We start from the raw sequence: 25,254 nt of genomic DNA, 5'->3' as shown, positions 1-25,254 counted from the left end.
AAAGAGCCCGCCCATGGGGGCGGTCGGGCTCTGCCCGGGGTGCTGCGCACCTGCGTCCGGGCGGGGGTAATTCTGCGGGGTGAAAACTCTCCAACAAAAAAAGCCCCCCGCAATCGCGAGGGGCTTTTTCAGTTCATGAGCCTACAATCGGCCGCCGGATCAGAGACCGGTGGATACGTCGATTGCGTTGCCCTCTTCGAGGGTCACATAGGCTTTCTTGACGTCTTTACGCTTACCGATCTGACCGCGGAAGCGTTTGACTTTACCCTTGGTGATCGTCGTGTTCACGGCTTTCACCTTCACGTCGAACAGGGCTTCAACGGCTTCTTTGATCGACGGTTTGTTCGCGTCGATTGCCACTTCGAAAACATAAGCACCGTTTTCCGATGCCAGCGTTGCTTTCTCGGTGATGATCGGCTTGCGGATCACGTCGTAGAGTTCTGCTTTAGCGGTCATTTCAGGCGAGCCTCCAGAGCTTCGACACCTGCTTTGGTGATCACCAGGGTGTCACGCTTCAGGATGTCATAGACGTTGGCGCCAATGGTCGGCAGAATGTCGAGGCCTTCGATGTTCTTTGCAGCGCGTGCAAAGCCTTCGTTGATCTCGGCACCGTCGATCACCAGAGCACGTTTCCAGCCCAGGTCCTTGACCTGCTTGGCCAGGGCGGCGGTCTTGCCTTCCGAAGCGGCTTCGTCGATCACAACCAGTTCACCAGCTTTCAGCTTGGCGGACAGGGCGTGCTTCAGACCCAGCTTGCGGAATTTCTTCGGCAGGTCGTGGCCGTGCGAACGCGGCGTCGGACCTTTGTAGATACCACCTTTGCGGAAGATCGGCGCGTTACGGTCACCGTGGCGGGCGCCGCCGGTGCCTTTTTGGCGATAGATCTTCTTGGTCGAGTAGGAGGTTTCCGAGCGGGTCTTCACCTTGTGGGTGCCAGCTTGCGCATTGTTGCGCTGCCAGCGAACCACACGGTGCAGGATGTCCGCGCGCGGCTCCAGACCAAAGAGGGCTTCGTCCAGTTCAACCGAACCGGCTTTGCCGCCATCGAGTTTGATCACGTCAAGTTTCATGCTTCACCACCTTCCGCAGGAGCTTCCTCGGCGGGAGCTTCGGTTGCAGCAGTTTTCAGAGCAGCCGGGAACGGAACGTTCTCGGGCAGCTTCTTTTTCACGGCGTCTTTTACGGTGACCCAGCCACCTTTTGAGCCGGGCACAGCGCCCTTGATGAAAACGAGGCCACGGTCGGCATCGGTTTTCACAACCTCGAGGTTCTGAGTGGTCACACGGACGGCCCCCATGTGGCCGGCCATTTTCTTGCCTTTGAACACGCGGCCCGGGTCTTGACACTGACCGGTCGAACCGTGCGAACGGTGGCTGATCGACACACCGTGGGTGGCGCGCAGACCACCAAAGTTGTGACGCTTCATGGCACCGGCAAAACCTTTACCGATCGAAGTGCCTGCCACGTCCACTTTCTGACCTTCGACAAAGTGCTCAGCCGAGATTTCGGCGCCCACTTCGATCAGGTTTTCGGCGGGAACGCGGAATTCCACCAGCTTGCGCTTGGGGGCCACGCCAGCTTTGGCATAGACACCGCGCATCGGCTGGGAGGTGCGTTTTGCTTTTGCTTCCCCGGCACCCAGCTGAACGGCGGTATAGCCGTCAGTTTCGATGGTGCGCTGAGCAACAACTTGCAGATTGTCCAGTTGAAGAACGGTCACAGGGATCTGTTTGCCGTCTTCCATGAAAAGGCGGGTCATGCCAACCTTTTTAGCGATTACACCAGAGCGCATCTTAGATACCCTCCTTAAACCGAAATCTGGACGTCAACGCCAGCAGCCAGGTCGAGCTTCATCAGCGCGTCCACGGTCTGCGGGGTCGGGTCAACGATGTCGAGCAGACGCTTGTGCGTACGGATCTCGAACTGATCGCGGGATTTCTTGTCGATGTGAGGACCACGGAGAACCGTGAATTTCTCAATCTTGTTCGGCAGCGGGATGGGCCCGCGAACCTGTGCACCAGTCCGTTTGGCGGTGTTGACGATCTCTTGCGTGGAGGCATCCAGCACGCGATAGTCAAACGCCTTCAGACGGATACGAATGTTTTGGCCTTGCATAGCATTCGCCCTTTCAGGCTAGGAGTTGATAGGACGACAGGTGGCTCATTCCCCCTGCCCTCGTCGAACCCAATGTGAATTCAGGGCTATATCCGCTCGCCATCAGGCAAAACCGAATCTTCCCCATTGCAAATTCACAATGCGAACCCGCGCGATATACGGGGGTTTGGGGGATGTGGCAAGAAGAAAAGGCCTATTCCAGCTCCCTAAATGACGACCTTTACCCCCTACAAGGTGAATAGCTTGTGGCGTTGTTTCAACCCAATCCAATTCGACGAGACGTCTTGCAGGTCACGTGCCAAGTGGTCCCAAAATGCGACCTCTGCAGTATACGCTTCTGCAACCAAATCGGGCACGACAGCTATGTAATCCGTGCCCCCTGCAACCAAAAGGATATCGTCTTTGTCTTTGTCGGTCAGGCTATAGGCATCCTTTGTAATCCTGTGCGCAATGCCAACATCTACCTTCTTCTCCTTGTTGCTTGCATTCCGCTCATAGACAGTGGGGTTAAACCCTTTTCTGTCCAACAGGCTCCAAATTGAATCACCCGAAGGGGAGATCCCCATAGACGAGCGATATCTCCATCTACGCATAGAAACTGATAGAGCCTAAATCGTCACATGAATTTCCCATATATACGGGCCCCCGGCACATGCGCAGCACGGGGTGGGTTCTCGGCGATTTGCAAGCAATTCACCTGCCACCCACTCAACGATTTTCGACACTGGTTTGGTGGTGTGTCTCGGGATCGTGGAATTCAAATAAAAAAGGCCGCCCGGAGGCGGCCTTTTCCATCTGAACATTAGCTGACGCTAATTAAAGCTCTCGGCAGATTTGGCGTTTCCGCCAAATCGCCTGTCGCCAGATCAAATTTCCCGAGGAAATTTAACCTTACTCAACGATTTTCGACACAACGCCGGACCCAACGGTGCGGCCGCCTTCGCGGATGGCGAAGCGCAGTTTTTCTTCCATTGCGATCGGCGCGATCAGTTCAACGTTGAACTTCAGGTTGTCGCCCGGCATCACCATTTCGGTGCCTTCCGGCAGCTGAACGGTGCCGGTCACGTCGGTGGTGCGGAAGTAGAATTGCGGACGGTAGTTCGCGAAGAACGGGGTGTGACGGCCGCCTTCTTCCTTGGTCAGGATGTAGACCTCAGCTTCGAACTTGGTGTGCGGGTTAACCGAACCCGGCTTACACAGAACCTGGCCACGCTCAACTTTCTCACGGTCGATACCGCGCAGCAGAACGCCAACGTTGTCACCAGCTTCACCGCGATCCAGCAGTTTGCGGAACATTTCAACACCGGTACAGGTGGTGGTCTGGGTGTCTTTCAGGCCAACGATTTCGATCGAGTCGCCAACGTTGATCACGCCACGTTCCACACGACCGGTCACAACGGTACCACGGCCCGAGATCGAGAACACGTCTTCGATCGGCAGCAGGAAGTCACCGTCAATCGGACGATCCGGGGTCGGGATGTAGTCGTCAACAGCGGCCATCAGTTCGCGGATCTTGTTCTCACCGATTTCCGGATCACGGCCTTCCATGGCGGCCAGCGCGGAACCCGCGATGATCGGCATGTCGTCGCCCGGGAAGTCGTATTCGTTCATCAGTTCACGAACTTCCATTTCAACCAGCTCAAGCAGCTCTTCGTCGTCAACCTGGTCAACTTTGTTCATGAAGACAACCAGAGCAGGCACACCAACCTGACGCGCCAGCAGGATGTGCTCGCGGGTCTGCGGCATCGGGCCGTCAGCTGCGTTCACAACCAGGATACCACCGTCCATCTGCGCGGCGCCGGTGATCATGTTCTTCACGTAGTCAGCGTGACCCGGGCAGTCAACGTGGGCGTAGTGACGCGCGTCGGTCTCATACTCAACGTGCGCGGTCGAGATGGTGATCCCGCGGGCTTTCTCTTCCGGCGCGCCGTCGATCTGGTCGTAGGCTTTGAAGTCACCAAAATACTTGGTGATCGCTGCGGTCAGTGTCGTCTTGCCGTGGTCAACGTGACCAATGGTGCCGATGTTTACGTGCGGTTTACCGCGTTCAAACTTTTCCTTAGCCATGATGGCCTCCTTTTAAATTGGTCCGGACGGGGCCGCCCCCGCCCGGTTTTCTGTGTGGGAAAAACGCTTACGCGTATTTCGCCTGAATTTCGTCCGAGATGTTCTGCGGAACCGGATCGTAATGCGAGAACTGCATGGTGAACTGCGCACGACCCGAAGACATGGAGCGCAGGGTGTTGATGTAGCCAAACATGTTCGCCAGCGGCACGTTTGCATCGATTGCAATCGCGTTGCCGCGCGGCTCTTGACCAGACACCTGACCACGACGCGAAGTGAGGTCGCCGATGATGCCACCGGTGTACTCTTCAGGCGTGATCACTTCCACTTTCATGATCGGTTCCAGCAGTTTGGCGCCAGCCAAACGCATGCCTTCACGCATACACATACGGGCAGCGATTTCGAAGGCGAGAACCGAGGAGTCCACGTCGTGGAACTTACCGTCGATCAGGGCAACCTTGAAGTCGATCACGGGGAAGCCGGCCAGCGGGCCGCTATCCATAACCGAGTTGATGCCTTTTTCAACACCCGGGATGTATTCCTTCGGAACGGCACCACCAACGATGCGGCTTTCGAACGAATAGCCTTCGCCTGCTTCAGTCGGCATGATTTCCATTTTGACTTCAGCATACTGACCCGAACCACCCGACTGTTTCTTGTGGGTGTAGGTGTGCTCGATCGCTTTCGAGATGGTCTCGCGATAGGCAACCTGCGGGGCACCGATGTTGGCTTCCACTTTAAACTCGCGCTTCAGGCGGTCCACCAGGATGTCGAGGTGAAGTTCGCCCATGCCCTTCATAATGGTCTGACCGCTTTCGATGTCAGTTTCCACACGGAAGGACGGGTCTTCAGCAGCCAGACGGCCCAGACCTTGCGACATTTTCTCTTGGTCAGCCTTGGTTTTCGGCTCAACCGCGATCTCGATCACCGGATCCGGGAAGGTCATGGTTTCCAGAACCACCGGGTCGTTGGCGGCACACAGCGTGTCACCGGTGGTGGTGTCTTTTAGACCTGCCAGCGCGATGATGTCGCCTGCGAACGCTTCGGTGATTTCCTCACGGTCGTTCGAGTGCATCATCATCATACGACCAACGCGCTCTTTCTTACCTTTGGTCGAGTTCAGGAGCGTGTCGCCCTTGTTCAGGACACCCGAATAGACGCGGGTAAAGGTCAGCGAGCCAACGAAGGGGTCGTTCATGATTTTGAACGCCAGAGCCGAGAACGCCATGTCGTCGTCTGCACGACGGGCAATGTTACGGGTTTCGGTTTCGTCACCGGGTTTGAAGCCCATGTAATCCACAACGTCCAGCGGGCTGGGCAGATAGTCGATCACAGCGTTGAGCAGCGGCTGAACGCCTTTGTTCTTGAAGGCGGACCCACCCAGAACCGGAACGAAGTCCAGTGCCAGAGTACCTTTGCGCAGCAGTTTGCGCAGGGTGTCTGCATCGGGCTCGTTGCCTTCCAGATAGGCTTCCATGGCGTCGTCGTCTTGTTCGACGGCGGCTTCGATCATCTTCTCGCGCCACTCGTTGGCCATGTCCGACAGGCTGTCACGGATCGGTGCTTTGATCCACGATGCGCCAAGGTCTTCACCCTGCCACAGCCATTCTTCCATGTTGACCAGGTCGATCAGGCCTTCCAGCTCGGTTTCTGCACCGATCGGAATGCCAACCGGAACGGCGCGGGCGCCGGTGCGGTCTTCGATCATGCGAACGCAGTTGAAGAAGTCTGCGCCGATCTTGTCCATCTTGTTGACGAACACCATGCGCGGAACCTTGTAGCGGTCAGCCTGACGCCACACGGTTTCGGTTTGCGGCTCAACACCGGCATTGGCGTCCAGAACACAGACGGCACCGTCGAGAACCGCCAGCGAACGCTCAACTTCAATGGTGAAGTCAACGTGGCCGGGGGTGTCGATGATGTTCATGCGGTGCTTGGGCGTCTGAGCGGTTTCACCGTCTTCGGTGCGTTCCCAGAAGGTGGTGGTCGCAGCCGAGGTGATGGTGATCCCGCGTTCCTGCTCCTGCTCCATCCAGTCCATGGTGGCTGCACCATCGTGCACCTCACCAATGTTGTGGGACTTGCCGGTGTAGTAAAGGATACGCTCGGAACAGGTGGTTTTACCTGCATCGATGTGAGCCATAATACCGAAGTTGCGGTACAGCTCGAGCGGATATTCGCGTGCCATGGTGTTCGTCCTTCCTTGGCGTTACCAGCGATAATGGCTGAACGCTTTGTTGGCGTCGGCCATTTTATGGGTGTCTTCGCGTTTCTTAACAGCAGTACCGCGCGAGTTCACGGCATCCAGAAGTTCACCTGCAAGGCGCTCTTCCATGGTGTTTTCATTGCGGGCACGGGCCGCTTTGATCAACCAGCGGATGGCCAGGGCTTCGCGGCGCTCGGGGCGCACTTCAACCGGAACCTGGTAGGTTGCACCACCAACGCGGCGCGAACGAACCTCAACCGAGGGTTTGATGTTGTCGAGCGCTTCGTGGAACAGCTCCACCGGGGCACGCTTGACTTTGTCTTCGATGCGATCCAGCGCATTGTAGACAATTTTCTCTGCGACCGACTTTTTGCCGTCGATCATCAGGTTGTTCATGAATTTCGAAAGAACTACATCACCATATTTGGCGTCGGGCAGTACTTGGCGCTTCTCAGCGGCGTGACGACGAGACATATCAGACTCTCCTTACTTCGGACGCTTGGCGCCGTATTTCGAACGACGTTGCTTACGGTCTTTGACGCCTTGGGTATCCAACACACCACGCAGAATGTGATAACGGACACCCGGAAGGTCTTTCACACGACCGCCACGGATCAGAACAACCGAGTGCTCTTGCAGGTTGTGGCTTTCACCGGGGATGTAGGAGATCACCTCGAAACCGTTGGTCAGGCGAACCTTCGCAACTTTACGCATAGCCGAGTTCGGCTTTCTCGGGGTCGTGGTGTAAACGCGGGTGCAAACACCGCGCTTTTGGGGGCAAGATTCCAGGTGCTGCGACTTGGAACGCTTGACTTTGGGCTGACGCGGTTTGCGGATCAGCTGTTGGATCGTTGGCATAGGGCTCGTTTCCCGTTTCTCAACTTCGTCTACGCAAGGCCAAGGCCCCACGCGGTTAAATCTTCTTCGCATGACAGGATCATGACGATCCTCACAAAGCGAAAATCCGCGAGCGTTTCCTTACCGAGGCAAACGTCGCGGTTGGTTCACAGAGGGCCGGTTCTTCAAAGCAGTTCCGGTCTTGATCCCACAATTCCTGTAAGTGCGCAGGGGTCTTCCCCTTTGCTGGATGCTCGCGCGTATAAACAGAGTCGCCCCCCCTGTCAACAGCATGCCCCTAATTGGCCGCCGTCACACCGCCCTGCCCCCGTTTGCACAGCTGACGGCCCGCCAACCGCTCGCGATATAGGGTGAACAATCCCGTGCCCACCACAATCGCCGCTCCCAGCAGCGTGACCCCACCCGGCCAGTCGCCAAAAATCAACAGCCCGGTGATCAGCGCCACCACCAGCCCCGCATAGCGAAACGGCGCGATGAACCCAATATCCCCCACCCGCATCACCATAACCGACAGCAGATATCCCATGGTGATGAACCCTGCCGCCAAAACCAACAGGCCCGCCGAAGCCGCATCCACCCCGGCCCAGTCCTCACCGATGGACAGAACCGAAAATCCCACAGTGATGGCAATGGCGGTCAGGAACGCCACCGTCGTGGACGGGGTCGCCGGATCCATCCGCCGCACGATCAGGTCGCGCAATGTGATCAGCGCCACCGCCGCCAGCGCATAAATCGACCAGACCGAAAACCCCTCACCCCCCGGCTGGACAATCAACAAGACACCAACAAATCCCACAAGGATAGCCACAAGGCGCCGCCAGCCAAGCGGCTCCCCCAAAACCGCCCAGGCCGCCAGCGCCACCGTCAGCGGCACGGCCTGTATGATCGCTGTCACATTGGCAATCGGCATGTTGTAAAGAGCCGTCAGAAAACAGTAGGTCACAGTGATTTCGGCCCCGGCGCGCAAACCGATCAACATCCATTCACGCCAGGGCAGGTTGAAGCGAAGGACCCCCAGATAGCGCCCGACGACATACATCAAAGCCACCGCAATCACCCCGCGCAGTGTCACGGTCTGCCCCAGCGGCATCCCGTCCAGCATCAGCTTCACACACACGTCGTTCAGCGTGTAGCAGGTCATCGCCGCGGTCATGAACACCGCGCCTTTCATATTGTCGCTCAGGGCCATTACACGATCCTTTCTCAGACTGTTAAAGCGTTTCCAGTTCTTGTTGGATCACAGCAATAACTGGAAACGCCCACCATCCTTGCAGCATGCGCAGCGTTTCCACATCACGAAGTTTCAACGTAATATGGAAGCGCTTTAACAATCCACCCCTTGCACGCCAGCCCAATCACGACAGATCCTGCCCACCGCGCCCGGTCGGAGATGACCTTCCCCGCGCCTCCTTTTTCTTGCCTCAAATACCTCGGGGTGAGCGGCCTCGCCGCGAGGGGCAGCGCCCCTCTTCACGCCCGCCACCGCCCCCGGCCCGTCCCCCTTACGCAAACGAGCGCGGCCCTCGGAGGGGACACATCCCCCATAGAAAAAGCCCCACCGAAAGGCGGGGCTTTTTGCATGTTTTCAGGTTGGATCACCCAGATCAGGGCTGCTCGTCGCCACCCATTTCCGGGGTGTCGATCAGGCCGAGATCATCTTCCTCGACATCCGAACCGAATACAGACGCAGCGTCCTCGACCGGTGCGACCAGCATCGCGGCCTGTTCGGCCTCGGCGCGGGCCTCTTCGATCACCTTGTTGTCGCGGGCCTGGGCCACGCGGCGCACGTCCTGGGTGGCCCCACCGGTCCCGGCCGGGATCAGGCGACCAACGATGACGTTTTCCTTGAGGCCAACCAGCTTGTCGCGTTTGCCCTGGACCGATGCCTCGGTCAGAACGCGGGTGGTCTCCTGGAACGAGGCGGCCGAAATGAACGACCGGGTCTGCAGCGACGCTTTGGTGATGCCAAGCAGGATCGGTTCACCCGATGCCAGGCGACGCCCTTCGCGCGATGCTTTCTCGTTTGCCGCGTCAAACTCGGCCTTGTCCACATGTTCGCCCTTGAGCAGCGTGGTCTCACCCGAATCCGAGATCTCCCACTTCTGCAACATCTGGCGCACGATCACTTCAATATGCTTGTCGTTGATCTTCACGCCCTGCAGACGATACACGTCCTGAACTTCGTCGATCATGTAGTTGGCCAGGGCCTCAACACCCATAACAGCCAGAATATCGTGCGGTGCGGGGTTACCGTCCATCAGATATTCGCCCTTCTGGATGAAGTCACCTTCCGCAACCGGAATGTGCTTGCCCTTGGGCACCATGTATTCGACGGCCTCTTGGCCCTCATCAGCCGGCTCGATCGAGATGCGACGCTTGTTCTTGTAGTCGCGGCCAAAGCGCACGTAACCATCAATCTCAGCGATGATCGCGTGATCTTTCGGACGACGGGCTTCGAAAAGTTCGGCAACACGCGGCAGACCACCGGTGATGTCCTTGGTCTTCGACCCTTCGCGCGGGATACGCGCGACGATGTCACCGGCTTTCACCGACTGACCATCTTCGACCGACAGAATGGCATCCACCGACATAGTGTAGGCAACCGGGTTGCCCGCATCATTGCGCACGGGTTCGCCGTTTTCGTCCACCACGATGATTTCCGGCTTCAGCTCGTTGCCCTTCGGCGCAGCACGCCAGTCGGTCACGATTTTCTGCGTCATGCCGGTGGCATCATCGGTTTCGTCCCGCACCGAGATCCCGGAGGTCAGGTCGAGGAACTTGGCCTTACCATCTTTCTCGGCGATCACCGGAAGGGTGAACGGGTCCCATTCAAACAGCTTGTCACCACGCGACACAGTGGCCCCGTTCTTGACAAACAGTTTCGCACCATAGCCCGGTTTGAAGGCCGCCCGTTCCACGCCGTTGTCATCGACAATGGCAACAACCATGTTGCGGCCCATGACAATGGTGTCGCCGTGGCGATCTTCCAGGATATTGGCGTTGCGATACTCGATCTTGCCTTCCTGGTTGGCTTCCTGGAACGACTGCTGGCCACCTTGTGCAACCCCACCGATGTGGAAGGTCCGCATGGTCAGCTGCGTGCCGGGTTCACCGATCGACTGGGCTGCGATGATGCCGACGGCTTCACCCACGTTCACGCGGGTGCCGCGGGCCAGGTCACGGCCATAGCAGTTGGCGCAGACGCCTTCTTCTGCCTCACAGGTCAGCGGGCTGCGAATGCGCACGGCAGCGATGCCGCTTTCTTCGATCATATCGGCCTTGCGTTCGTCGATCAGCTCGCCTTTGGCGACCATCACCTCGTCCGTGCCCGGCTTGATCATGTCGTCGGCCGCCACGCGCCCCAGAACACGTTCGCCCAGCGACGACACAACTTCACCGTCATTCACGGCCGCTTCCACGGTGATCGCGTTTTCGGTGCCACAATCCACTTCGCGCACGATGCAGTCTTGTGCCACGTCCACCAGACGACGGGTCAGGTAACCGGAGTTTGCGGTTTTCAGAGCGGTATCCGACAGACCCTTACGGGCACCGTGGGTCGAGTTGAAGTACTCGAGCACGGTCAGACCTTCTTTAAAGTTCGAGATAATCGGCGTTTCGATAATCTCACCCGACGGTTTCGCCATCAGGCCGCGCATCCCGCCCAGCTGTTTCATCTGGGTGACAGAACCACGCGCACCGGAGTGGGCCATCATGTAAACCGAGTTCGGTTCCATTTCGGCGCCATTTTCGTCGCGCTTATTGGCCGAGATGGTGCCCATCATCGCGTCGGTGACCTTGTCGTTACATTTCGACCAGGCATCGACCACCTTGTTGTATTTCTCGCCAAGGGTGATGAGACCGTCCATATACTGCTGTTCGAACCCCTTCACCTGGTCACGGGTTTCGTCGACGAGTTCCCACTTGTTGTCGGGGATAACCATGTCGTCTTTACCGAACGAGATGCCAGCCTTGAACGCTTCTTTGAAGCCCATGGACATGATCTGGTCACAGAAGATAACCGACTCTTTCTGGCCACAGTAACGGTAGACGGTGTCGATGACCTGCTGCACTTCCTTCTTCCGCAGAAGACGGTTCACCAGCTCAAACGGGGCCTTGTTGTTCTGCGGCAGCAGAGCACCAAGACGGACCCGGCCTGGCGTGGTTTCAAAGCGCACCATCACGGTGTTGCCTTCGGCATCCACCTGCGGAATGCGGGCAGTGACCTTGGCGTGCAGATGCACTTCACCAGCGTCAAGCGCGTGGATCACCTCATCCACGTCGGCAAAGATCATGCCTTCGCCTTTCATGCCCTCACGCTCCATCGAAATGTAGTAGAGGCCAAGGATCATGTCCTGCGACGGAACGATGATCGGCGCGCCGTTGGCGGGCGACAGCACGTTGTTGGTCGACATCATCAGCACACGGGCTTCCAGCTGGGCTTCCAGCGAGAGCGGCACGTGAACAGCCATCTGGTCGCCGTCGAAGTCAGCGTTGAACGCAGAACAGACAAGCGGGTGCAGCTGGATCGCTTTGCCTTCGATCAGGATCGGCTCAAACGCCTGGATGCCAAGACGGTGCAGCGTGGGCGCACGGTTCAGCATGACCGGGTGTTCGCGGATCACCTCATCAAGGATATCCCACACTTCGGGACGCTCTTTTTCCACCAGCTTCTTGGCTTGCTTCACGGTGGAAGACAGGCCTTTGGCTTCGAGACGTGAATAGATGAACGGCTTGAACAGTTCGAGCGCCATCTTCTTCGGCAGACCACATTGGTGCAGCTTGAGTTCCGGGCCGGTCACAATGACCGAACGACCCGAGAAGTCGACGCGTTTTCCCAAAAGGTTCTGACGGAAGCGACCCTGCTTACCCTTCAGCATGTCGGAAAGCGATTTCAGCGGACGCTTGTTGGCGCCGGTGATCACGCGGCCACGGCGGCCGTTGTCGAACAGCGCATCCACAGATTCCTGCAGCATCCGCTTTTCGTTGCGCACGATGATATCGGGCGCACGCAGTTCGATCAGGCGCTTCAGACGGTTGTTCCGGTTGATCACGCGGCGATAGAGATCATTGAGATCCGAGGTCGCGAAACGGCCCCCATCCAGCGGCACCAGCGGGCGCAGCTCTGGCGGGATCACCGGCACAACGGTCATGATCATCCACTCGGGGCGGTTGCCCGATTCAAGGAACGATTCAACGATCTTCAGACGCTTGATGATCTTCTTGGGCTTCAGCTCGCCGGTGGCTTCAGCCAGGTCAGCGCGCAGCTGCTCGGCTTCGGCTTCCAGATCAATCTGGCTCAGCATCTCACGGATGGCTTCCGCACCGATATTGGCGGTGAAGGCGTCCATGCCGTAAGTGTCCTGGGCATCCATGAACTCTTCTTCGGTCATCAGCTGACCGTAGGTGAGGTCGGTGAGGCCCGGTTCGATCACCACGTAGTTTTCGAAATAAAGAATGCGTTCCAGATCACGGAGCGTCATGTCCAGCATCAGGCCGATGCGCGACGGCAGCGACTTGAGGAACCAGATATGTGCCACGGGGGCGGCCAGTTCGATGTGGCCCATACGCTCGCGGCGGACCTTTTGAAGGGTAACTTCAACACCACATTTCTCGCAGACAACGCCGCGATATTTCATGCGCTTATATTTGCCGCAAAGGCATTCATAATCTTTGATCGGGCCAAAGATACGCGCACAGAACAGGCCGTCACGTTCGGGTTTGAACGTGCGGTAGTTGATGGTTTCGGGTTTCTTGATCTCACCATAGGACCAAGACAGGATCCGTTCCGGGCTGGCCAGCGACACCTTGATTTCGTCGAAAACCTTCGGCGGGGTCAGCGGGTTGAACGGGTTGGTTGTCAATTCCTGGTTCATTTTGCGTTCCTTTTTCTAAGGGGAAGGGTGGGAGGGGTAAGGCGGGCGCCTTACTCCTCCCCCTCCGCATCCAGGAGTTCCATGTTGAGGCCGAGGCCGCGGACTTCTTTGACAAGAACGTTGAACGATTCCGGCACGCCAGCTTCGAAATTGTCCTCGCCTTTGACGATGCTTTCATAGACTTTCGTCCGGCCAGCAACGTCATCCGATTTCACCGTCAGCATCTCTTGCAGCGTGTAAGCCGCGCCATATGCTTCCAGAGCCCAGACCTCCATCTCACCGAAGCGCTGGCCACCGAACTGCGCCTTACCGCCCAGCGGCTGCTGGGTAACAAGCGAGTACGGCCCGGTCGAACGCGCGTGGATCTTGTCATCCACGAGGTGGTGCAGTTTCAGCAGGTATTTCACACCCACCGTCACCTTGCGCGAGAACTGTTCACCGGTGCGACCGTCAAACAGAACCGACTGGCCCGAGGTGTCGAAACCGGCGCGGGTCAGCGCGTCGTTCACGTCAGCCTCTTTCGCACCGTCGAAGACCGGCGTTGCAATCGGCACACCACGGGTGACATTGCCTGCGGCATCCACCAGCTCATCTTCGTCCATGCCCACAATGCCTTCTTCATAGACATCGTCGCCATAGGCGATGCGCATGGCTTCGCGCACCGGGGTCAGGTCGCCGGACCGGCGGTATTCACCCAGGGCTTCATCCACGTTCAGACCCAGACCGCGTGCGGCCCAACCCATGTGGGTTTCAAGGATCTGACCAACGTTCATCCGCGACGGCACGCCAAGCGGGTTCAGACAGAAGTCAACCGGGGTCCCGTCTGCGAGGAACGGCATGTCTTCCATCGGCACAACCTTGGAAATAACACCTTTGTTCCCGTGACGACCGGCCATCTTGTCACCCGGCTGAAGCTTACGCTTCACGGCGATGAAGACTTTGACCATCTTCATCACACCCGGCGGCAGATCGTCGCCACGACGCACTTTCTCGACCTTGTCTTCAAAACGGTGCTCAAGCGCACGTTTCTGGGTCTCGAACTGTTCGTTCAGGGCTTCCACGATCTTGGCGTCATCCTCGTCCTCAAGGGCGAGCTGCCACCACTGACCGCGCGACAGGGTTTCAAGCAGTTCTTCGGTGATGGTCGAACCGGCTTTCACACCTTTCGGACCTTTCACAGCCACTTTGCCGAGGATCATGCCCTTGAGGCGCGCATAGATGTTGCGCTCAAGGATGTTCAGCTCGTCATCGCGGTCGCGGGCAAGGCTTTCGACCTCTTCACGCTCGATCTGCAGGGCACGTTCGTCTTTTTCCACACCATGACGGTTGAAGACACGCACTTCCACAACGGTGCCGAAGTCACCCGGTTTCACACGCAGCGAGGTGTCGCGCACGTCCGAGGCTTTTTCGCCGAAGATGGCGCGCAGGAGTTTCTCCTCCGGCGTCATCGGGCTTTCGCCTTTGGGGGTGATCTTACCAACCAGAATGTCGCCCGGCTCCACATCCGCACCGATGTAAACGATGCCGGCCTCGTCGAGGTTGCGCAGCGCTTCTTCACCGACATTCGGAATGTCGCGGGTGATTTCTTCCGGCCCAAGCTTGGTGTCACGGGCAGCGACTTCGAACTCTTCGATATGGACCGAAGTGAACACGTCGTCACGCGCGATGCGCTCAGAAATCAGGATCGAGTCTTCGTAGTTGTAGCCGTTCCAGGGCATGAACGCGACAACCACGTTTTTACCCAGAGCCAGTTCGCCCATATCGGTCGACGGGCCGTCAGCGATCACTTCGCCTTTCGACACTTTGTCGCCCACCTTCACCAGCGGACGCTGGTTGATACAGGTGTTCTGGTTCGAGCGCTGGAACTTGCGCAGACGATAGATGTCCACACCAGCGTCGCCCAGGGCCAGGTCTTCGGTGGCGCGCACAACGATCCGGGTGGCATCCACCTGGTCGATCACGCCGCCGCGTTTGGCCTGAATGGCCGCGCCTGAGTCGATCGCAACCTTGCCTTCGATACCGGTGCCCACAAACGGAGCTTCGGCCCGCAGGAGCGGCACGGCCTGACGTTGCATGTTCGAGCCCATCAGAGCACGGTTGGCGTCGTCGTTTTCAAGGAACGGGATGAGCGAGGCCGCCACTGATACCAGCTGTTTTGGCGACACGTCGATCAGGTCAACGCTTTCGCGCTGCGCCATGGTGTATTCGCCCGATTTCCGGGTGTTCACCAGATCGTTCTCGAAACGACCATCCGCATCCAGATGCGCGTTGGCCTGAGCCACGGTATGACGCATCTCTTCGGTGGCAGACATGTAGTTCACCTCATCGGTGACCTTGCCGTCCACAACCTTACGATACGGGGTTTCGATGAAACCGTATTTGTTCACGCGGGCAAAGGTGGCCAGCGAGTTGATCAGACCGATGTTCGGCCCTTCCGGCGTTTCAATCGGACACATGCGGCCATAGTGGGTTGCGTGAACGTCACGCACCTCAAAACCTGCACGTTCGCGGGTCAGACCGCCCGGCCCAAGCGCCGAGAGACGGCGTTTATGGGTGACTTCCGACAGCGGGTTGGTCTGGTCCATGAATTGCGACAGCTGCGAGGAGCCGAAGAATTCGCGCACCGCAGCAGCCGCCGGTTTCGCGTTGATCAGGTCCTGCGGCATCACGGTGTCGATCTCGACCGAGGACATGCGTTCCTTGATCGCACGTTCCATGCGCAGGAGACCCACGCGATACTGGTTTTCCATCAGCTCACCGACCGAGCGCACACGACGGTTGCCCAGGTGGTCGATATCGTCGATGTCACCCTTGCCGTCACGCAGCTCCACCAGCGCCTTGATGCAGGCGATGATGTCTTCGCGGCGGAGCGTGCGCTGGGTGTCTTCGGCATCCAGGTCAAGACGCATGTTCATCTTCACGCGACCAACGGCCGACAGGTCGTAGCGCTCTGAATCGAAGAACAGCGTGTCGAAGAGGGCAGACGCGGCTTCCACCGTGGGCGGCTCACCCGGGCGCATGACGCGATAGATATCCATAAGCGCGGTTTCGCGACCCATGTTCTTGTCCGCGGCCATGGTGTTGCGGATGTAGGGACCGACGTTGATATTATCGATATCCAGCACCGGGATCTCGGTGAAACCGGCATCCAGCAGCTCTTTCAGCGAGCCACCGATCAGTTCGCCATCCTTGTCATATTCCAGCGTCAGCTCGTCACCGGCTTCCACATAGATCGCGCCGGTTTCTTCGTTGATGATGTCACGGGCGACATAGCGGCCAACGATGCTGTCAAACGGCACCAGAAGGTTGGTGACTTCGCCCGATTCCATCAGTTTCTTGACGGCACGCGGGGTGATCTTTTTACCAGCTTCGGCAATGACTTCGCCAGAGGCAGCATCGACCAGATCCTGGGTCGGACGGGTGCCGGCCACACGCTCGGGGAAGAACTTGGTAACCCACCCCTTGTTCTTGTCGAGCTTGTAGTTGACGGTGTCGTAATAGGCGTCACAGATACCTTCCTGGTCCAGACCCAGCGCATAAAGCAGGGTGGTCACAGGCAGTTTGCGGCGACGGTCGATACGGGCAAAGACGATGTCCTTGGCGTCGAATTCGAAATCGAGCCAGGAGCCGCGATAGGGAATGATGCGGCAGGCAAAAAGAAGTTTGCCCGAGGAGTGGGTCTTGCCTTTGTCATGGTCAAAGAACACGCCCGGCGAACGGTGCATCTGAGACACGATCACACGCTCGGTGCCGTTCACGACAAAGGTGCCGTTCGGCGTCATCAGGGGCATATCGCCCATGAACACGTCTTGTTCCTTGATGTCTTTAACCGACTTCGCACCTGTATCTTCGTCGATATCAAATACGATCAGACGCAGGGTCACCTTCAGCGGCGCCGAATAGGTCAGGTCACGCTGCTGGCATTCTTCCACGTCGAATTTCGGCGTTTCCAGTTCGTATTTCACGAACTCGAGAATGGCGGTTTCGTTGAAATCCTTGATCGGGAAAACCGACTGGAACACGGCGTTGATGCCTTCGCCGTCCATCGGCTGGGGCTGATCGCCGGATTTGAGGAAAAGATCGTAGGATGCTTTCTGAACCTCGATCAGGTTCGGCATCTCCAATACTTCACGGATTTTACCGTAGTATTTACGCAAGCGTTTTTGGCCAAGATAGGTCTGCGCCATCCGGTAACTACCTTTCATGTTCTCAACTGATGCGCCGACCGTCGGGTCCCCGGTGACGCCTCGTCCGAGATTGGGGGGTGGACCAATTCATGGAAACCGTCCCAAAGGTTTCCTCCCGTCCGAACCTTTCCCAGGAGAGGGGCCTGCATCGCGGACGATCAGGCCGTTTTCACGAGGCCCCGAAGGCCCCTCTCCAAGACAGGTTCGGCTGGACCCGGATCTCTCCGGGCCCAGCCAGTATTTGCAAGGGCATATGCGCCCTTAAAAGCGTAAAGCTTAGGCCAGTTCGACTTCGGCGCCAGCTGCTTCCAGCTTGCCTTTGATGTCTTCTGCTTCGGCTTTGTCCACGCCTTCTTTGATCTTGCCGCCAGCTTCGACCAGCTCTTTGGCTTCTTTCAGGCCAAGACCGGTGATGCCGCGAACTTCTTTGATCACGTTGATTTTCGAAGCGCCGGCGTTCTTCAGAACGACGTCGAATTCGGTTTTTTCTTCCTCAGCGGCGCCACCAGCGTCGCCAGCAGCGGCCATAACAACAGCGCCACCAGCAGCCGGCTCGATGCCGTACTCGTCTTTGAGGATGGTTTTCAGTTCTTGTGCTTCCAGCAGGGTCAGACCAACGATGCTTTCGGCGAGTGCTTTCAGATCAGCCATTTTACTGTTTCCGTTCGATTTAGATGTGTTCCAACGTGTAAGGGGTATCCAGACACGGGGATTTCAGTTTGCTTATGCAGCTTTCTCTTCGATGGTCGAGAGAATGGATGCGATGTTCGAAGCAGGTGCGCCAATGGCCCCAGCGATGTTCGAAGCAGGTGCGCCAATGCAGCCCACGATCGAAGCGATAAGCTCTTCACGCGACGGCATAGCGGCAACGGCTTTCACACCAGCCAGATCCAGAGCGGTCTCGCCCATTGCACCACCAAGGATTTCCAACTTGTCGTTGGTCTTGGCGTATGCGTCCATCACCTTGGCAGCAGCCACAGGATCTTCGGAATAGGCAAGAACGGTCATGCCCGAAAGGAGGTCGGCGATCGAAGCGGCCGGCTTACCTTCCAGAGCGATTTTGGCGAGCCTGTTCTTGGCAACACGCACCGACCCGCCAGCTTCGCGCATTTGCGAACGCAGGTCTTGCATTTCAGCAACTGTCATACCCGTGTAGTGGGCAACCACTACAACGCCAGAGCTTTCAAAGATTTGGCCGAGTTCGTCGACCAGCTTCTCTTTTTGTGCTCTATCCACAGTTTCACTCCAAGTATGGGGGGCAAGCCCCCCGGCTCATATTTCACCAGATTTTCATGAGAAAACCCGGCAATCGGGTCCTTTACGGGTCCTTCGCAAAATCGCCCCAGGGCTGAGCCAGCCAAGAGAATTCTTTTGTCCATTTCCCGTCTCAGGCAGGAATTATGATCCTTGCGCATCCCATGAGGGCCAACCTCGGCTGGCCCGCATCTGATCCGCCGGGGTCACCCACCGTCTCGGACGAAACACAAAACAGCGCACGACGAATCGCACGCTGGGTTGCAAGTGTGTCTCTAGAGGGTTCGGGCTGGTTTTCCAACCCCCATAATGCAATTCGCAAGACATATGCGGATTGGAAGCTTTCGCCGACCATAGCACATACAGAATCATTCACAAACCGCCCGTCACCCAGGCCGACCTGGCATTTGACTGGATCGCACACGCCCCACCATATCAACACTCAACTAAAGCAGTTCAGTTTCAGAGCGCGTCGCGTTTATTCCATTCACGCGACCCACTTGAGTTCTTGATTTTGCATGTCCGCGGAACGCAAAACCAGTGCCCCGTTTTGCGCGATACGCCCCAACCTGACATCAGGGAAAATCGAAAGGCCGCAAGAGATATCAATGTCGTGGGCGTTTCGGAATAAATTATGTGTCGCGGCTTATCCCGAAACGCTTTATTGACAGGACTGCCCCACCGTTTACCATTATTTTCACATAATAGTGTTCACACAGGCCTCCAAGAGAACACATCAAAACAGGCAGATCCGATGATTTCTTTCGACACCGCAGTACAGGCCGCAGACACAGACACCATTGCGTCCCTGAACATCTCAGCCTTCTCACAAACAGACGTGCTGAACCTGATCCTTCAACGGTCCGCAATCATCATGGACCACCCACAGCGACATCAACTTATCAGGAAATGGTCAAACGGGAATGACGCCCCTCTTCTTGAAGTCATCGAGGAAATGGGAGCCAAAACGCTTATTCGACGTGCGATCGCCTTCATTCATCTCGAATATCAAGAACTCAAGCCGGTGCTTGAGAGCTCCCCTCCAAAAGCCGTGACGGATATCGGGTGTGGCTATGCAATCTTTGACCTGTTTCTCGCGCGGGACTTCAAATGCAAACTGACCCTGATTGATCTGGAAAGCTCGGAAGATCGTCATTTCGGCTTTAAGGAAAGAGGCTCTGCCTACTCGAACCTTGATGTCGCCAAAAAGTTCCTGACCGACAATGGCGTTGCCAAAAGCAAGATTACGACGATTAACCCACTCAAAAGCTCCGTGGAAAAGGTGAAAAATCAGGATATGGCCGTAAGCTTCATTTCCTGCGGGTTCCACTACCCCTGGAGCACCTATGCCGCCTTCTTCCGTGACTCCGTGAAGCCAGGCGGGCAGATCATCCTGGACGTCCGCAAACGGACATATGAACGCACGATGGCCGAGCTTCAGGCCTATGGGGACGTACAGGCGTTGGATGAGGAATTCACCCCGAAATCCGCCCGGGTGCTGGTCACGAAAAAGTCCTGACCTGTCTGGGGGGGGGGGGACAAAAAAGGGCGCCCGGAAGGACGCCCTTAATCATAACTTCGCGTGGCTCAGAGAGCGTCGCGGACACGCGGCCCACTCCAACTTCTTGTCCAACTTCTTGATTTTGCATATCCAAGCCGCGCAAATCCGGTGCCCGGTTTTGCGCGACATGTTTTAGTTGCCGGTTGCGTTATCAATGTCGAGCGTAACGCTCGGGCCCATGGTCGAGGTCAGAACAACCTTTTTCATGTAGGCGCCTTTGGCACCCGACGGCTTGGCTTTTTGAACAGCACCCACAAAGGCGCGCACGTTTTCAACCAGCTTGGCTTCGTCGAAGGACACTTTGCCAACGCCTGCGTGCACAACACCGCCTTTTTCGGCTTTGAACTGCACTTCACCACCTTTGGCGGCTTCCACGGCGGCTTTCACATCCATGGTCACGGTGCCAACCTTGGGGTTCGGCATCAGGTTGCGCGGGCCGAGGATCTTACCCAGGCGACCAACAACCGGCATCATGTCCGGGGTTGCAATGCAGCGATCGAAATCGATGTTGCCGCCCTGGATCGACTCCATGAGGTCTTCGGCGCCAACGATGTCTGCCCCAGCGGCCTGAGCTTCTTCAGCTTTCGGGCCACGGGCGAAGACAGCAACGCGCATGGTTTTGCCGGTGCCGTTCGGCAGGCCAACCACACCGCGCACCATCTGGTCTGCGTGACGGGTGTCAACGCCCAGGTTCAGGGCGATTTCCACGGTTTCGTCAAACTTGGCCGAAGCATTGCCCTTCACCAGAGCAACAGCATCTTCCACGGTCAGGTTTTCTTTGCCGGCGAATGCTTCGCGAGCGGCTTTGGTGCGTTTACCCAGTTTCGCCATCTTACTTCACCTCGATGCCCATGGAGCGGGCAGAGCCCAGGATGATCTGCATTGCGGCGTCGATGTCGTTCGCGTTCAGATCTTTCATTTTCGCTTCGGCGATTTCTTTCACCTGAGCGGCGGTCACCGAACCCACGGTCTCACGACCCGGGGTATTGGCACCGGATTTCAGCTTGGCAGCTTTTTTCAGGAAATAGGACGCGGGCGGCGTCTTGATGTCCATGGTGAAGGACTTGTCCTGATAATAGGTGATCACGGTCGGGCACGGGGCGCCAGCATCCAGTTCCTGGGTCTTCGCGTTGAAGGCCTTGCAGAATTCCATGATGTTGATGCCGCGCTGACCCAGCGCGGGGCCGACGGGCGGCGACGGGTTGGCTTGACCTGCAGGAACCTGCAGTTTCATGGTGCCAGCTACTTTTTTAGCCATTTGGCTTCTCCTTTAACAACAGCTCAGGGACGCGTCCCCTTGCCTTTCATTGCCGTGGTCCGGTGCCGGGCCGCGACCCTTTCCCTTCCACGCAAAAGAACACGCCCGGATGCGGGATCCGGGACGCGATGGGTGCCGATACACTGATCACGGACAGGACGCAAGTGATTTTGGGAAAAACCGGGTGGGAATTGAAGCCAGGCAATGCACAGCCTGCCCTACCGCCCCCCCAAATGAAAAAGGCAGGTGTCGCCACCTGCCTCGTAACTCTTGTTCGTCTGCCAAACACAAACCTGGTGCAAACCTGATGCCAACCAGACGCCCCTGACTGATCAGGCCTGTTTCGACACCTGAGTGTATTCCAGTTCCACCGGGGTGGCGCGGCCAAAGATCGAAACGGAAACCTTGAGGCGCTGCCCGTCCTCGTCCACCTCTTCGACAGTGCCATCAAAGCCTTCAAACGGACCGTCGGTCACATTGACCTTCTCACCCACTTCAAAGCTGATCAGCAGTTTCGGCGCCTCGGCATTGCCTTCCTCGGCACGTCCCAGAATACCTTGCACCTCTGCATCGCGCATCGGCATCGGGCGGCCCTGCGGACCAAGGAAGCCGGTGACGCGGTTGATCGAGTTGATCAGGTGATAGCCCTCATCCGACATTTCCATGTGAACCAGAACATACCCCGGCATGAAGCGGCGTTCCGAGGTCACTTTCTTGCCGCGACGCACTTCGATCACTTCTTCGGTCGGCACCAGCACTTCGTCGATCTGGTCCTCAAGACCCTTCTCGATCACTTCCGAACGAATCTGTTCGGCGATCTTCTTTTCGAAGTTCGACAGCACACTTACCGAATACCAGCGTTTCGCCATTTCAGCCTCGTCTCAATATCATCACGTTGGGGCGGAAACCGCCCATATCCTCCCGTCACCGCCTTCACCTGCGGGGTCAGACGACCGGGAATAAAAAAGCGGCGTGCAACTTGATTCGCCGCACGCCCCTATCTGTTATAGCGCCCGGACTACCCGTGAAATCAAGGGAATTCAAGAGGGCACCCGAAGTTTCGCAGAACCAAAGGTCCGGCGAAACGATCAGCTAAACATGCCCAGAACAGCGGTCAGTGCGCTGCGGATCCCCAGATCCACCACCGAAAAGAACAGGGCCGTCAGCGAGGCCAGCACAAAGACCATAGCCGTGGTCAGCAGCACCTCACGGCGGCTCGGCCAGACAACCTTGGAAACCTCAGCGCGCACTTGCTGGATGAATTGAAGCGGATTGGTCATGTTTTCTCTCAGACTTAAAGGGTCAGGCGGTGAAATACGCAAAGCGTGCGGGATTTTCAAGCCCACCCGTGCACAGAGCACGCAATTGCCTGCATCATAGCACGCGGCAGGTTGAAAATATCACCGATGAAGGGAAATGGCAGGGGCAGCAGGGTTCGAACCCGCGACCTACGGTTTTGGAGACCGTCGCTCTACCAACTGAGCTATACCCCTAAGGCCGGGTGTTGGATTACGACAAGTCGAACGGGGGCGCAAGGGGGTGCGTGGTGAAAATCGCAACAACTGAACCCGGACCAGTTCACTTACCGACCAATTAACGGAGAGCACTACAATTGAACACCACATGAACACATGAACACATGAACACATGAACACATGAAGCTTATGTCTGTCTCCAATGTAGGAGAAAAGACATGCAATACGAATTTAAAGGTAAGTCGCTGCACAGTGCAATTTCCAAGGCCGTTCGCAAGACATCCCTCCAGTGCAAGGGAACGGCCTCTGGTTCCGTAGAATCAGGATCAGCGGGTAACTATAAGATCTTGGAAATGGACTTGGAAATTGAGAAGGGGCAAACGTACACCGTCTCTTGGACAACAGCCGCAACAAGTTCTGATAATGACTATGGGATTAAAATTGCAGTTGCTCCAGACCTGCAAGGCCCATCAACCGCAGTTGCCTCAAATGGCGACGGCGATTGGCAATTTAGCCTCGGCGAATGGTATGGAAAGACAAAGGTCATCTTTGAAGTAACTTACGCCTATCCAATCCTAACTTTCTGGAACAAACCAAGCTTCGAGGTCACTGTTGCATAGGCCATCTTTCCGGTGGCCACCCGCCATCTGACATATAGCTAAAAATGAACACGCGATACTCCGGGAACTGCCCCATGCGCCACATTGCTGCCGTGAGCACCGGGTAAGACGTGGTCCAGTAAACCCCAAAAACCAGCGCTGCGGCGACAATATGCGCCGCATGCGCCCCTGTCCGCCACCACGCGAACCACAGATGCAGGACGACTTGCACATAACAGGCGGCAATCAAGACTGGTCCTGCCCATAACAGTTCCAGCAAAGGATGCATGTCGTAGAGATCGGTCCATACAAATTCATAGTGCGCGCGGAACGCCAGATGAAACGCCAGGAAACCAAGACCCGCCGCCCACAAAAAATCCTGAGAAAAACGCACCATCGCAAACAGGCCCTTTTTGAGACATTTCTATCCTCAAGAGAGTTAACATTGCGTTCCTGTGACCAAATAAGAAAAGGGCCGCTCAATGAGCGGCCCTTCTATTCTTTCGTCGATCAGGCTCTCGGTGATTTGCTGCGCAATTCACCTGCCGCCAGGTCAAATTCCCGAGGGGAATTTAATCTTACTCAACGATTTTCGACACAACGCCGGAGCCGACGGTGCGGCCGCCTTCGCGGATGGCGAAGCGCAGTTTTTCTTCCATTGCGATCGGCGCGATCAGTTCAACGTTGAACTTCAGGTTGTCGCCCGGCATCACCATTTCGGTGCCTTCCGGCAGCTGAACGGTGCCGGTCACGTCGGTGGTGCGGAAGTAGAATTGCGGACGGTAGTTCGCGAAGAACGGGGTGTGACGGCCGCCTTCTTCCTTGGTCAGGATGTAGACCTCAGCTTCGAACTTGGTGTGCGGGTTAACCGAACCCGGCTTACACAGAACCTGGCCACGCTCAACTTTCTCACGGTCGATACCGCGCAGCAGAACGCCAACGTTGTCACCAGCTTCACCGCGATCCAGCAGTTTGCGGAACATTTCAACACCGGTACAGGTGGTGGTCTGGGTGTCTTTCAGGCCAACGATTTCGATCGAGTCGCCAACGTTGATCACGCCACGTTCCACACGACCGGTCACAACGGTACCACGGCCCGAGATCGAGAACACGTCTTCGATCGGCAGCAGGAAGTCACCGTCAATCGGACGATCCGGGGTCGGGATGTAGTCGTCAACAGCGGCCATCAGTTCGCGGATCTTGTTCTCACCGATTTCCGGATCACGGCCTTCCATGGCGGCCAGCGCGGAACCCGCGATGATCGGCATGTCGTCGCCCGGGAAGTCGTATTCGTTCATCAGTTCACGAACTTCCATTTCAACCAGCTCAAGCAGCTCTTCGTCGTCAACCTGGTCAACTTTGTTCATGAAGACAACCAGAGCAGGCACACCAACCTGACGCGCCAGCAGGATGTGCTCGCGGGTCTGCGGCATCGGGCCGTCAGCTGCGTTCACAACCAGGATACCACCGTCCATCTGCGCGGCGCCGGTGATCATGTTCTTCACGTAGTCAGCGTGACCCGGGCAGTCAACGTGGGCGTAGTGACGCGCGTCGGTCTCATACTCAACGTGCGCGGTCGAGATGGTGATCCCGCGGGCTTTCTCTTCCGGCGCGCCGTCGATCTGGTCGTAGGCTTTGAAGTCACCAAAATACTTGGTGATCGCTGCGGTCAGTGTCGTCTTGCCGTGGTCAACGTGACCAATGGTGCCGATGTTTACGTGCGGTTTACCGCGTTCAAACTTTTCCTTAGCCATTACGCCTTGCCTTGTACTTGGAGGGACCGAAACAGCCCCTTAGGTTCATC

The 25,254-nt window shown here is 57.1% G+C and carries 23 protein-coding genes and 1 tRNA gene; 2 read left to right on the top strand and 22 right to left on the bottom strand.

The features are described 5' to 3' along the window. Positions 1-159: 159 nt before the first annotated feature. The 15 genes from AKJ29_RS03295 to rplJ form a co-directional block, all read right to left on the bottom strand. Positions 160-456: a 50S ribosomal protein L23 gene (locus tag AKJ29_RS03295; protein WP_055187906.1), complete on the bottom strand. Its 297-nt coding sequence runs from the start codon at positions 454-456 to the stop codon at positions 160-162. Further along, the gene (gene rplD, locus AKJ29_RS03290; protein ID WP_055187905.1) at positions 453-1,070 is read right to left on the bottom strand and encodes a 50S ribosomal protein L4; all 618 of its coding nucleotides are present in this window, start codon (positions 1,068-1,070) and stop codon (positions 453-455) included. Before rplD ends, AKJ29_RS03295 begins: the two co-directional genes overlap by 4 nt. Next, complete coding sequence (rplC, locus tag AKJ29_RS03285) at positions 1,067-1,792, bottom strand: 50S ribosomal protein L3 (RefSeq protein ID WP_055187903.1); 726 nt, start codon at positions 1,790-1,792, stop codon at positions 1,067-1,069. Before rplC ends, rplD begins: the two co-directional genes overlap by 4 nt. Before the next feature lie 14 nt (positions 1,793-1,806). Continuing rightward, positions 1,807-2,115 (bottom strand): 30S ribosomal protein S10, encoded by a 309-nt coding sequence (gene rpsJ, locus AKJ29_RS03280; RefSeq protein WP_055187900.1) that lies wholly within the window; start codon positions 2,113-2,115, stop codon positions 1,807-1,809. Between the two features lie 227 nt (positions 2,116-2,342). Next, positions 2,343-2,681: an NYN domain-containing protein gene (locus tag AKJ29_RS03275; RefSeq protein ID WP_055187898.1), complete on the bottom strand. Its 339-nt coding sequence runs from the start codon at positions 2,679-2,681 to the stop codon at positions 2,343-2,345. Between the two features lie 325 nt (positions 2,682-3,006). Next, complete coding sequence (gene tuf, locus AKJ29_RS03270) at positions 3,007-4,182, bottom strand: elongation factor Tu (protein ID WP_055187865.1); 1,176 nt, start codon at positions 4,180-4,182, stop codon at positions 3,007-3,009. A gap of 67 nt (positions 4,183-4,249) precedes the next feature. Continuing rightward, positions 4,250-6,367 carry an elongation factor G gene (gene fusA / locus AKJ29_RS03265; RefSeq protein ID WP_055187897.1) on the bottom strand — a complete coding sequence of 706 codons (2,118 nt, stop codon included), beginning with the start codon at positions 6,365-6,367 and terminating at the stop codon, positions 4,250-4,252. 21 nt (positions 6,368-6,388) lie between these two features. Continuing rightward, positions 6,389-6,859: a 30S ribosomal protein S7 gene (rpsG, locus tag AKJ29_RS03260; RefSeq protein WP_055187895.1), complete on the bottom strand. Its 471-nt coding sequence runs from the start codon at positions 6,857-6,859 to the stop codon at positions 6,389-6,391. Positions 6,860-6,871: 12 nt separating this feature from the next. Next, a complete protein-coding gene (rpsL, locus tag AKJ29_RS03255) occupies positions 6,872-7,243 on the bottom strand; it encodes a 30S ribosomal protein S12 (protein ID WP_055187893.1) in 372 nt (123 codons plus the stop codon). Between the two features lie 277 nt (positions 7,244-7,520). Further along, positions 7,521-8,432, bottom strand: a complete 912-nt coding sequence (locus AKJ29_RS03250; RefSeq protein WP_314732186.1) for a DMT family transporter — start codon at positions 8,430-8,432, stop codon at positions 7,521-7,523. A 22-nt stretch (positions 8,433-8,454) separates the two neighbouring features. Next, a complete protein-coding gene (locus tag AKJ29_RS19605; protein ID WP_161805369.1) occupies positions 8,455-8,598 on the bottom strand; it encodes a hypothetical protein in 144 nt (47 codons plus the stop codon). Between the two features lie 249 nt (positions 8,599-8,847). Further along, complete coding sequence (gene rpoC, locus AKJ29_RS03245) at positions 8,848-13,116, bottom strand: DNA-directed RNA polymerase subunit beta' (RefSeq protein ID WP_055187890.1); 4,269 nt, start codon at positions 13,114-13,116, stop codon at positions 8,848-8,850. 50 nt (positions 13,117-13,166) lie between these two features. Continuing rightward, complete coding sequence (rpoB, locus tag AKJ29_RS03240; protein WP_055187888.1) at positions 13,167-17,303, bottom strand: DNA-directed RNA polymerase subunit beta; 4,137 nt, start codon at positions 17,301-17,303, stop codon at positions 13,167-13,169. A gap of 276 nt (positions 17,304-17,579) precedes the next feature. Next, positions 17,580-17,954 carry a 50S ribosomal protein L7/L12 gene (rplL, locus tag AKJ29_RS03235; protein ID WP_055187886.1) on the bottom strand — a complete coding sequence of 125 codons (375 nt, stop codon included), beginning with the start codon at positions 17,952-17,954 and terminating at the stop codon, positions 17,580-17,582. Between the two features lie 72 nt (positions 17,955-18,026). Further along, positions 18,027-18,539 (bottom strand): 50S ribosomal protein L10, encoded by a 513-nt coding sequence (gene rplJ, locus AKJ29_RS03230; protein ID WP_055187884.1) that lies wholly within the window; start codon positions 18,537-18,539, stop codon positions 18,027-18,029. A gap of 772 nt (positions 18,540-19,311) precedes the next feature. Here rplJ and AKJ29_RS03225 point away from each other — a divergent pair. After that, positions 19,312-20,076: a class I SAM-dependent methyltransferase gene (locus AKJ29_RS03225; protein WP_055187882.1), complete on the top strand. Its 765-nt coding sequence runs from the start codon at positions 19,312-19,314 to the stop codon at positions 20,074-20,076. 174 nt (positions 20,077-20,250) lie between these two features. Here AKJ29_RS03225 and rplA read toward each other — a convergent pair whose 3' ends face one another. The 5 genes from rplA to AKJ29_RS03195 all read right to left on the bottom strand — a co-directional run bounded on the left by rplA (position 20,251) and on the right by AKJ29_RS03195 (position 22,869). Next, entirely contained in the window at positions 20,251-20,949 is a 699-nt protein-coding gene (gene rplA, locus AKJ29_RS03220) for a 50S ribosomal protein L1 (protein WP_055187880.1), read from the bottom strand. Position 20,950: 1 nt separating this feature from the next. Further along, a complete protein-coding gene (rplK, locus tag AKJ29_RS03215; RefSeq protein ID WP_055187878.1) occupies positions 20,951-21,376 on the bottom strand; it encodes a 50S ribosomal protein L11 in 426 nt (141 codons plus the stop codon). Between the two features lie 332 nt (positions 21,377-21,708). Beyond that, complete coding sequence (nusG, locus tag AKJ29_RS03205; protein ID WP_055187874.1) at positions 21,709-22,245, bottom strand: transcription termination/antitermination protein NusG; 537 nt, start codon at positions 22,243-22,245, stop codon at positions 21,709-21,711. A 219-nt stretch (positions 22,246-22,464) separates the two neighbouring features. Next, positions 22,465-22,656 (bottom strand): preprotein translocase subunit SecE, encoded by a 192-nt coding sequence (gene secE, locus AKJ29_RS03200; RefSeq protein ID WP_055187872.1) that lies wholly within the window; start codon positions 22,654-22,656, stop codon positions 22,465-22,467. 137 nt (positions 22,657-22,793) lie between these two features. Then, a tRNA-Trp gene (locus AKJ29_RS03195) sits at positions 22,794-22,869 on the bottom strand. A gap of 200 nt (positions 22,870-23,069) precedes the next feature. On the opposite strand from AKJ29_RS03195, the gene AKJ29_RS03190 reads away from it, so the two are divergent. Then, on the top strand, positions 23,070-23,471 hold the full coding sequence (locus tag AKJ29_RS03190) for a hypothetical protein (protein WP_055187870.1): 402 nt from the start codon (positions 23,070-23,072) through the stop codon (positions 23,469-23,471). Here the strand turns inward: AKJ29_RS03190 and AKJ29_RS03185 are convergent. Further along, positions 23,458-23,847, bottom strand: coding sequence for a hypothetical protein (locus AKJ29_RS03185; RefSeq protein WP_055187868.1), 390 nt, complete (start codon positions 23,845-23,847; stop codon positions 23,458-23,460). The two genes, AKJ29_RS03190 and AKJ29_RS03185, sit on opposite strands and share 14 nt — an antisense overlap. A gap of 181 nt (positions 23,848-24,028) precedes the next feature. After that, entirely contained in the window at positions 24,029-25,204 is a 1,176-nt protein-coding gene (gene tuf / locus AKJ29_RS03180) for an elongation factor Tu (RefSeq protein WP_055187865.1), read from the bottom strand. Positions 25,205-25,254: the final 50 nt, after the last annotated feature.

The sequence above is a fragment of the Aliiroseovarius crassostreae genome, from assembly GCF_001307765.1.
In the GTDB taxonomy this organism is placed as follows: Bacteria; Pseudomonadota; Alphaproteobacteria; order Rhodobacterales; family Rhodobacteraceae; genus Aliiroseovarius; species Aliiroseovarius crassostreae.
This window is presented reverse-complemented; position numbering and strand designations above follow the sequence as displayed.

Coding starts and splice junctions, on each gene's coding strand:
- AKJ29_RS03295 (WP_055187906.1), bottom strand. CDS start 456: ATGACCGCTAAAGCAGAACTCTACGACGTGATCCGCAAGCCGATCATC.
- rplD (WP_055187905.1), bottom strand. CDS start 1,070: ATGAAACTTGACGTGATCAAACTCGATGGCGGCAAAGCCGGTTCGGTT.
- rplC (WP_055187903.1), bottom strand. CDS start 1,792: ATGCGCTCTGGTGTAATCGCTAAAAAGGTTGGCATGACCCGCCTTTTC.
- rpsJ (WP_055187900.1), bottom strand. CDS start 2,115: ATGCAAGGCCAAAACATTCGTATCCGTCTGAAGGCGTTTGACTATCGC.
- AKJ29_RS03275 (WP_055187898.1), bottom strand. CDS start 2,681: ATGGGGATCTCCCCTTCGGGTGATTCAATTTGGAGCCTGTTGGACAGA.
- tuf (WP_055187865.1), bottom strand. CDS start 4,182: ATGGCTAAGGAAAAGTTTGAACGCGGTAAACCGCACGTAAACATCGGC.
- fusA (WP_055187897.1), bottom strand. CDS start 6,367: ATGGCACGCGAATATCCGCTCGAGCTGTACCGCAACTTCGGTATTATG.
- rpsG (WP_055187895.1), bottom strand. CDS start 6,859: ATGTCTCGTCGTCACGCCGCTGAGAAGCGCCAAGTACTGCCCGACGCC.
- rpsL (WP_055187893.1), bottom strand. CDS start 7,243: ATGCCAACGATCCAACAGCTGATCCGCAAACCGCGTCAGCCCAAAGTC.
- AKJ29_RS03250 (WP_314732186.1), bottom strand. CDS start 8,432: ATGGCCCTGAGCGACAATATGAAAGGCGCGGTGTTCATGACCGCGGCG.
- rpoC (WP_055187890.1), bottom strand. CDS start 13,116: ATGAACCAGGAATTGACAACCAACCCGTTCAACCCGCTGACCCCGCCG.
- rpoB (WP_055187888.1), bottom strand. CDS start 17,303: ATGGCGCAGACCTATCTTGGCCAAAAACGCTTGCGTAAATACTACGGT.
- rplL (WP_055187886.1), bottom strand. CDS start 17,954: ATGGCTGATCTGAAAGCACTCGCCGAAAGCATCGTTGGTCTGACCCTG.
- AKJ29_RS03225 (WP_055187882.1), top strand. CDS start 19,312: ATGATTTCTTTCGACACCGCAGTACAGGCCGCAGACACAGACACCATT.
- rplA (WP_055187880.1), bottom strand. CDS start 20,949: ATGGCGAAACTGGGTAAACGCACCAAAGCCGCTCGCGAAGCATTCGCC.
- rplK (WP_055187878.1), bottom strand. CDS start 21,376: ATGGCTAAAAAAGTAGCTGGCACCATGAAACTGCAGGTTCCTGCAGGT.
- nusG (WP_055187874.1), bottom strand. CDS start 22,245: ATGGCGAAACGCTGGTATTCGGTAAGTGTGCTGTCGAACTTCGAAAAG.
- secE (WP_055187872.1), bottom strand. CDS start 22,656: ATGACCAATCCGCTTCAATTCATCCAGCAAGTGCGCGCTGAGGTTTCC.
- AKJ29_RS03190 (WP_055187870.1), top strand. CDS start 23,070: ATGCAATACGAATTTAAAGGTAAGTCGCTGCACAGTGCAATTTCCAAG.
- AKJ29_RS03185 (WP_055187868.1), bottom strand. CDS start 23,847: ATGGTGCGTTTTTCTCAGGATTTTTTGTGGGCGGCGGGTCTTGGTTTC.
- tuf (WP_055187865.1), bottom strand. CDS start 25,204: ATGGCTAAGGAAAAGTTTGAACGCGGTAAACCGCACGTAAACATCGGC.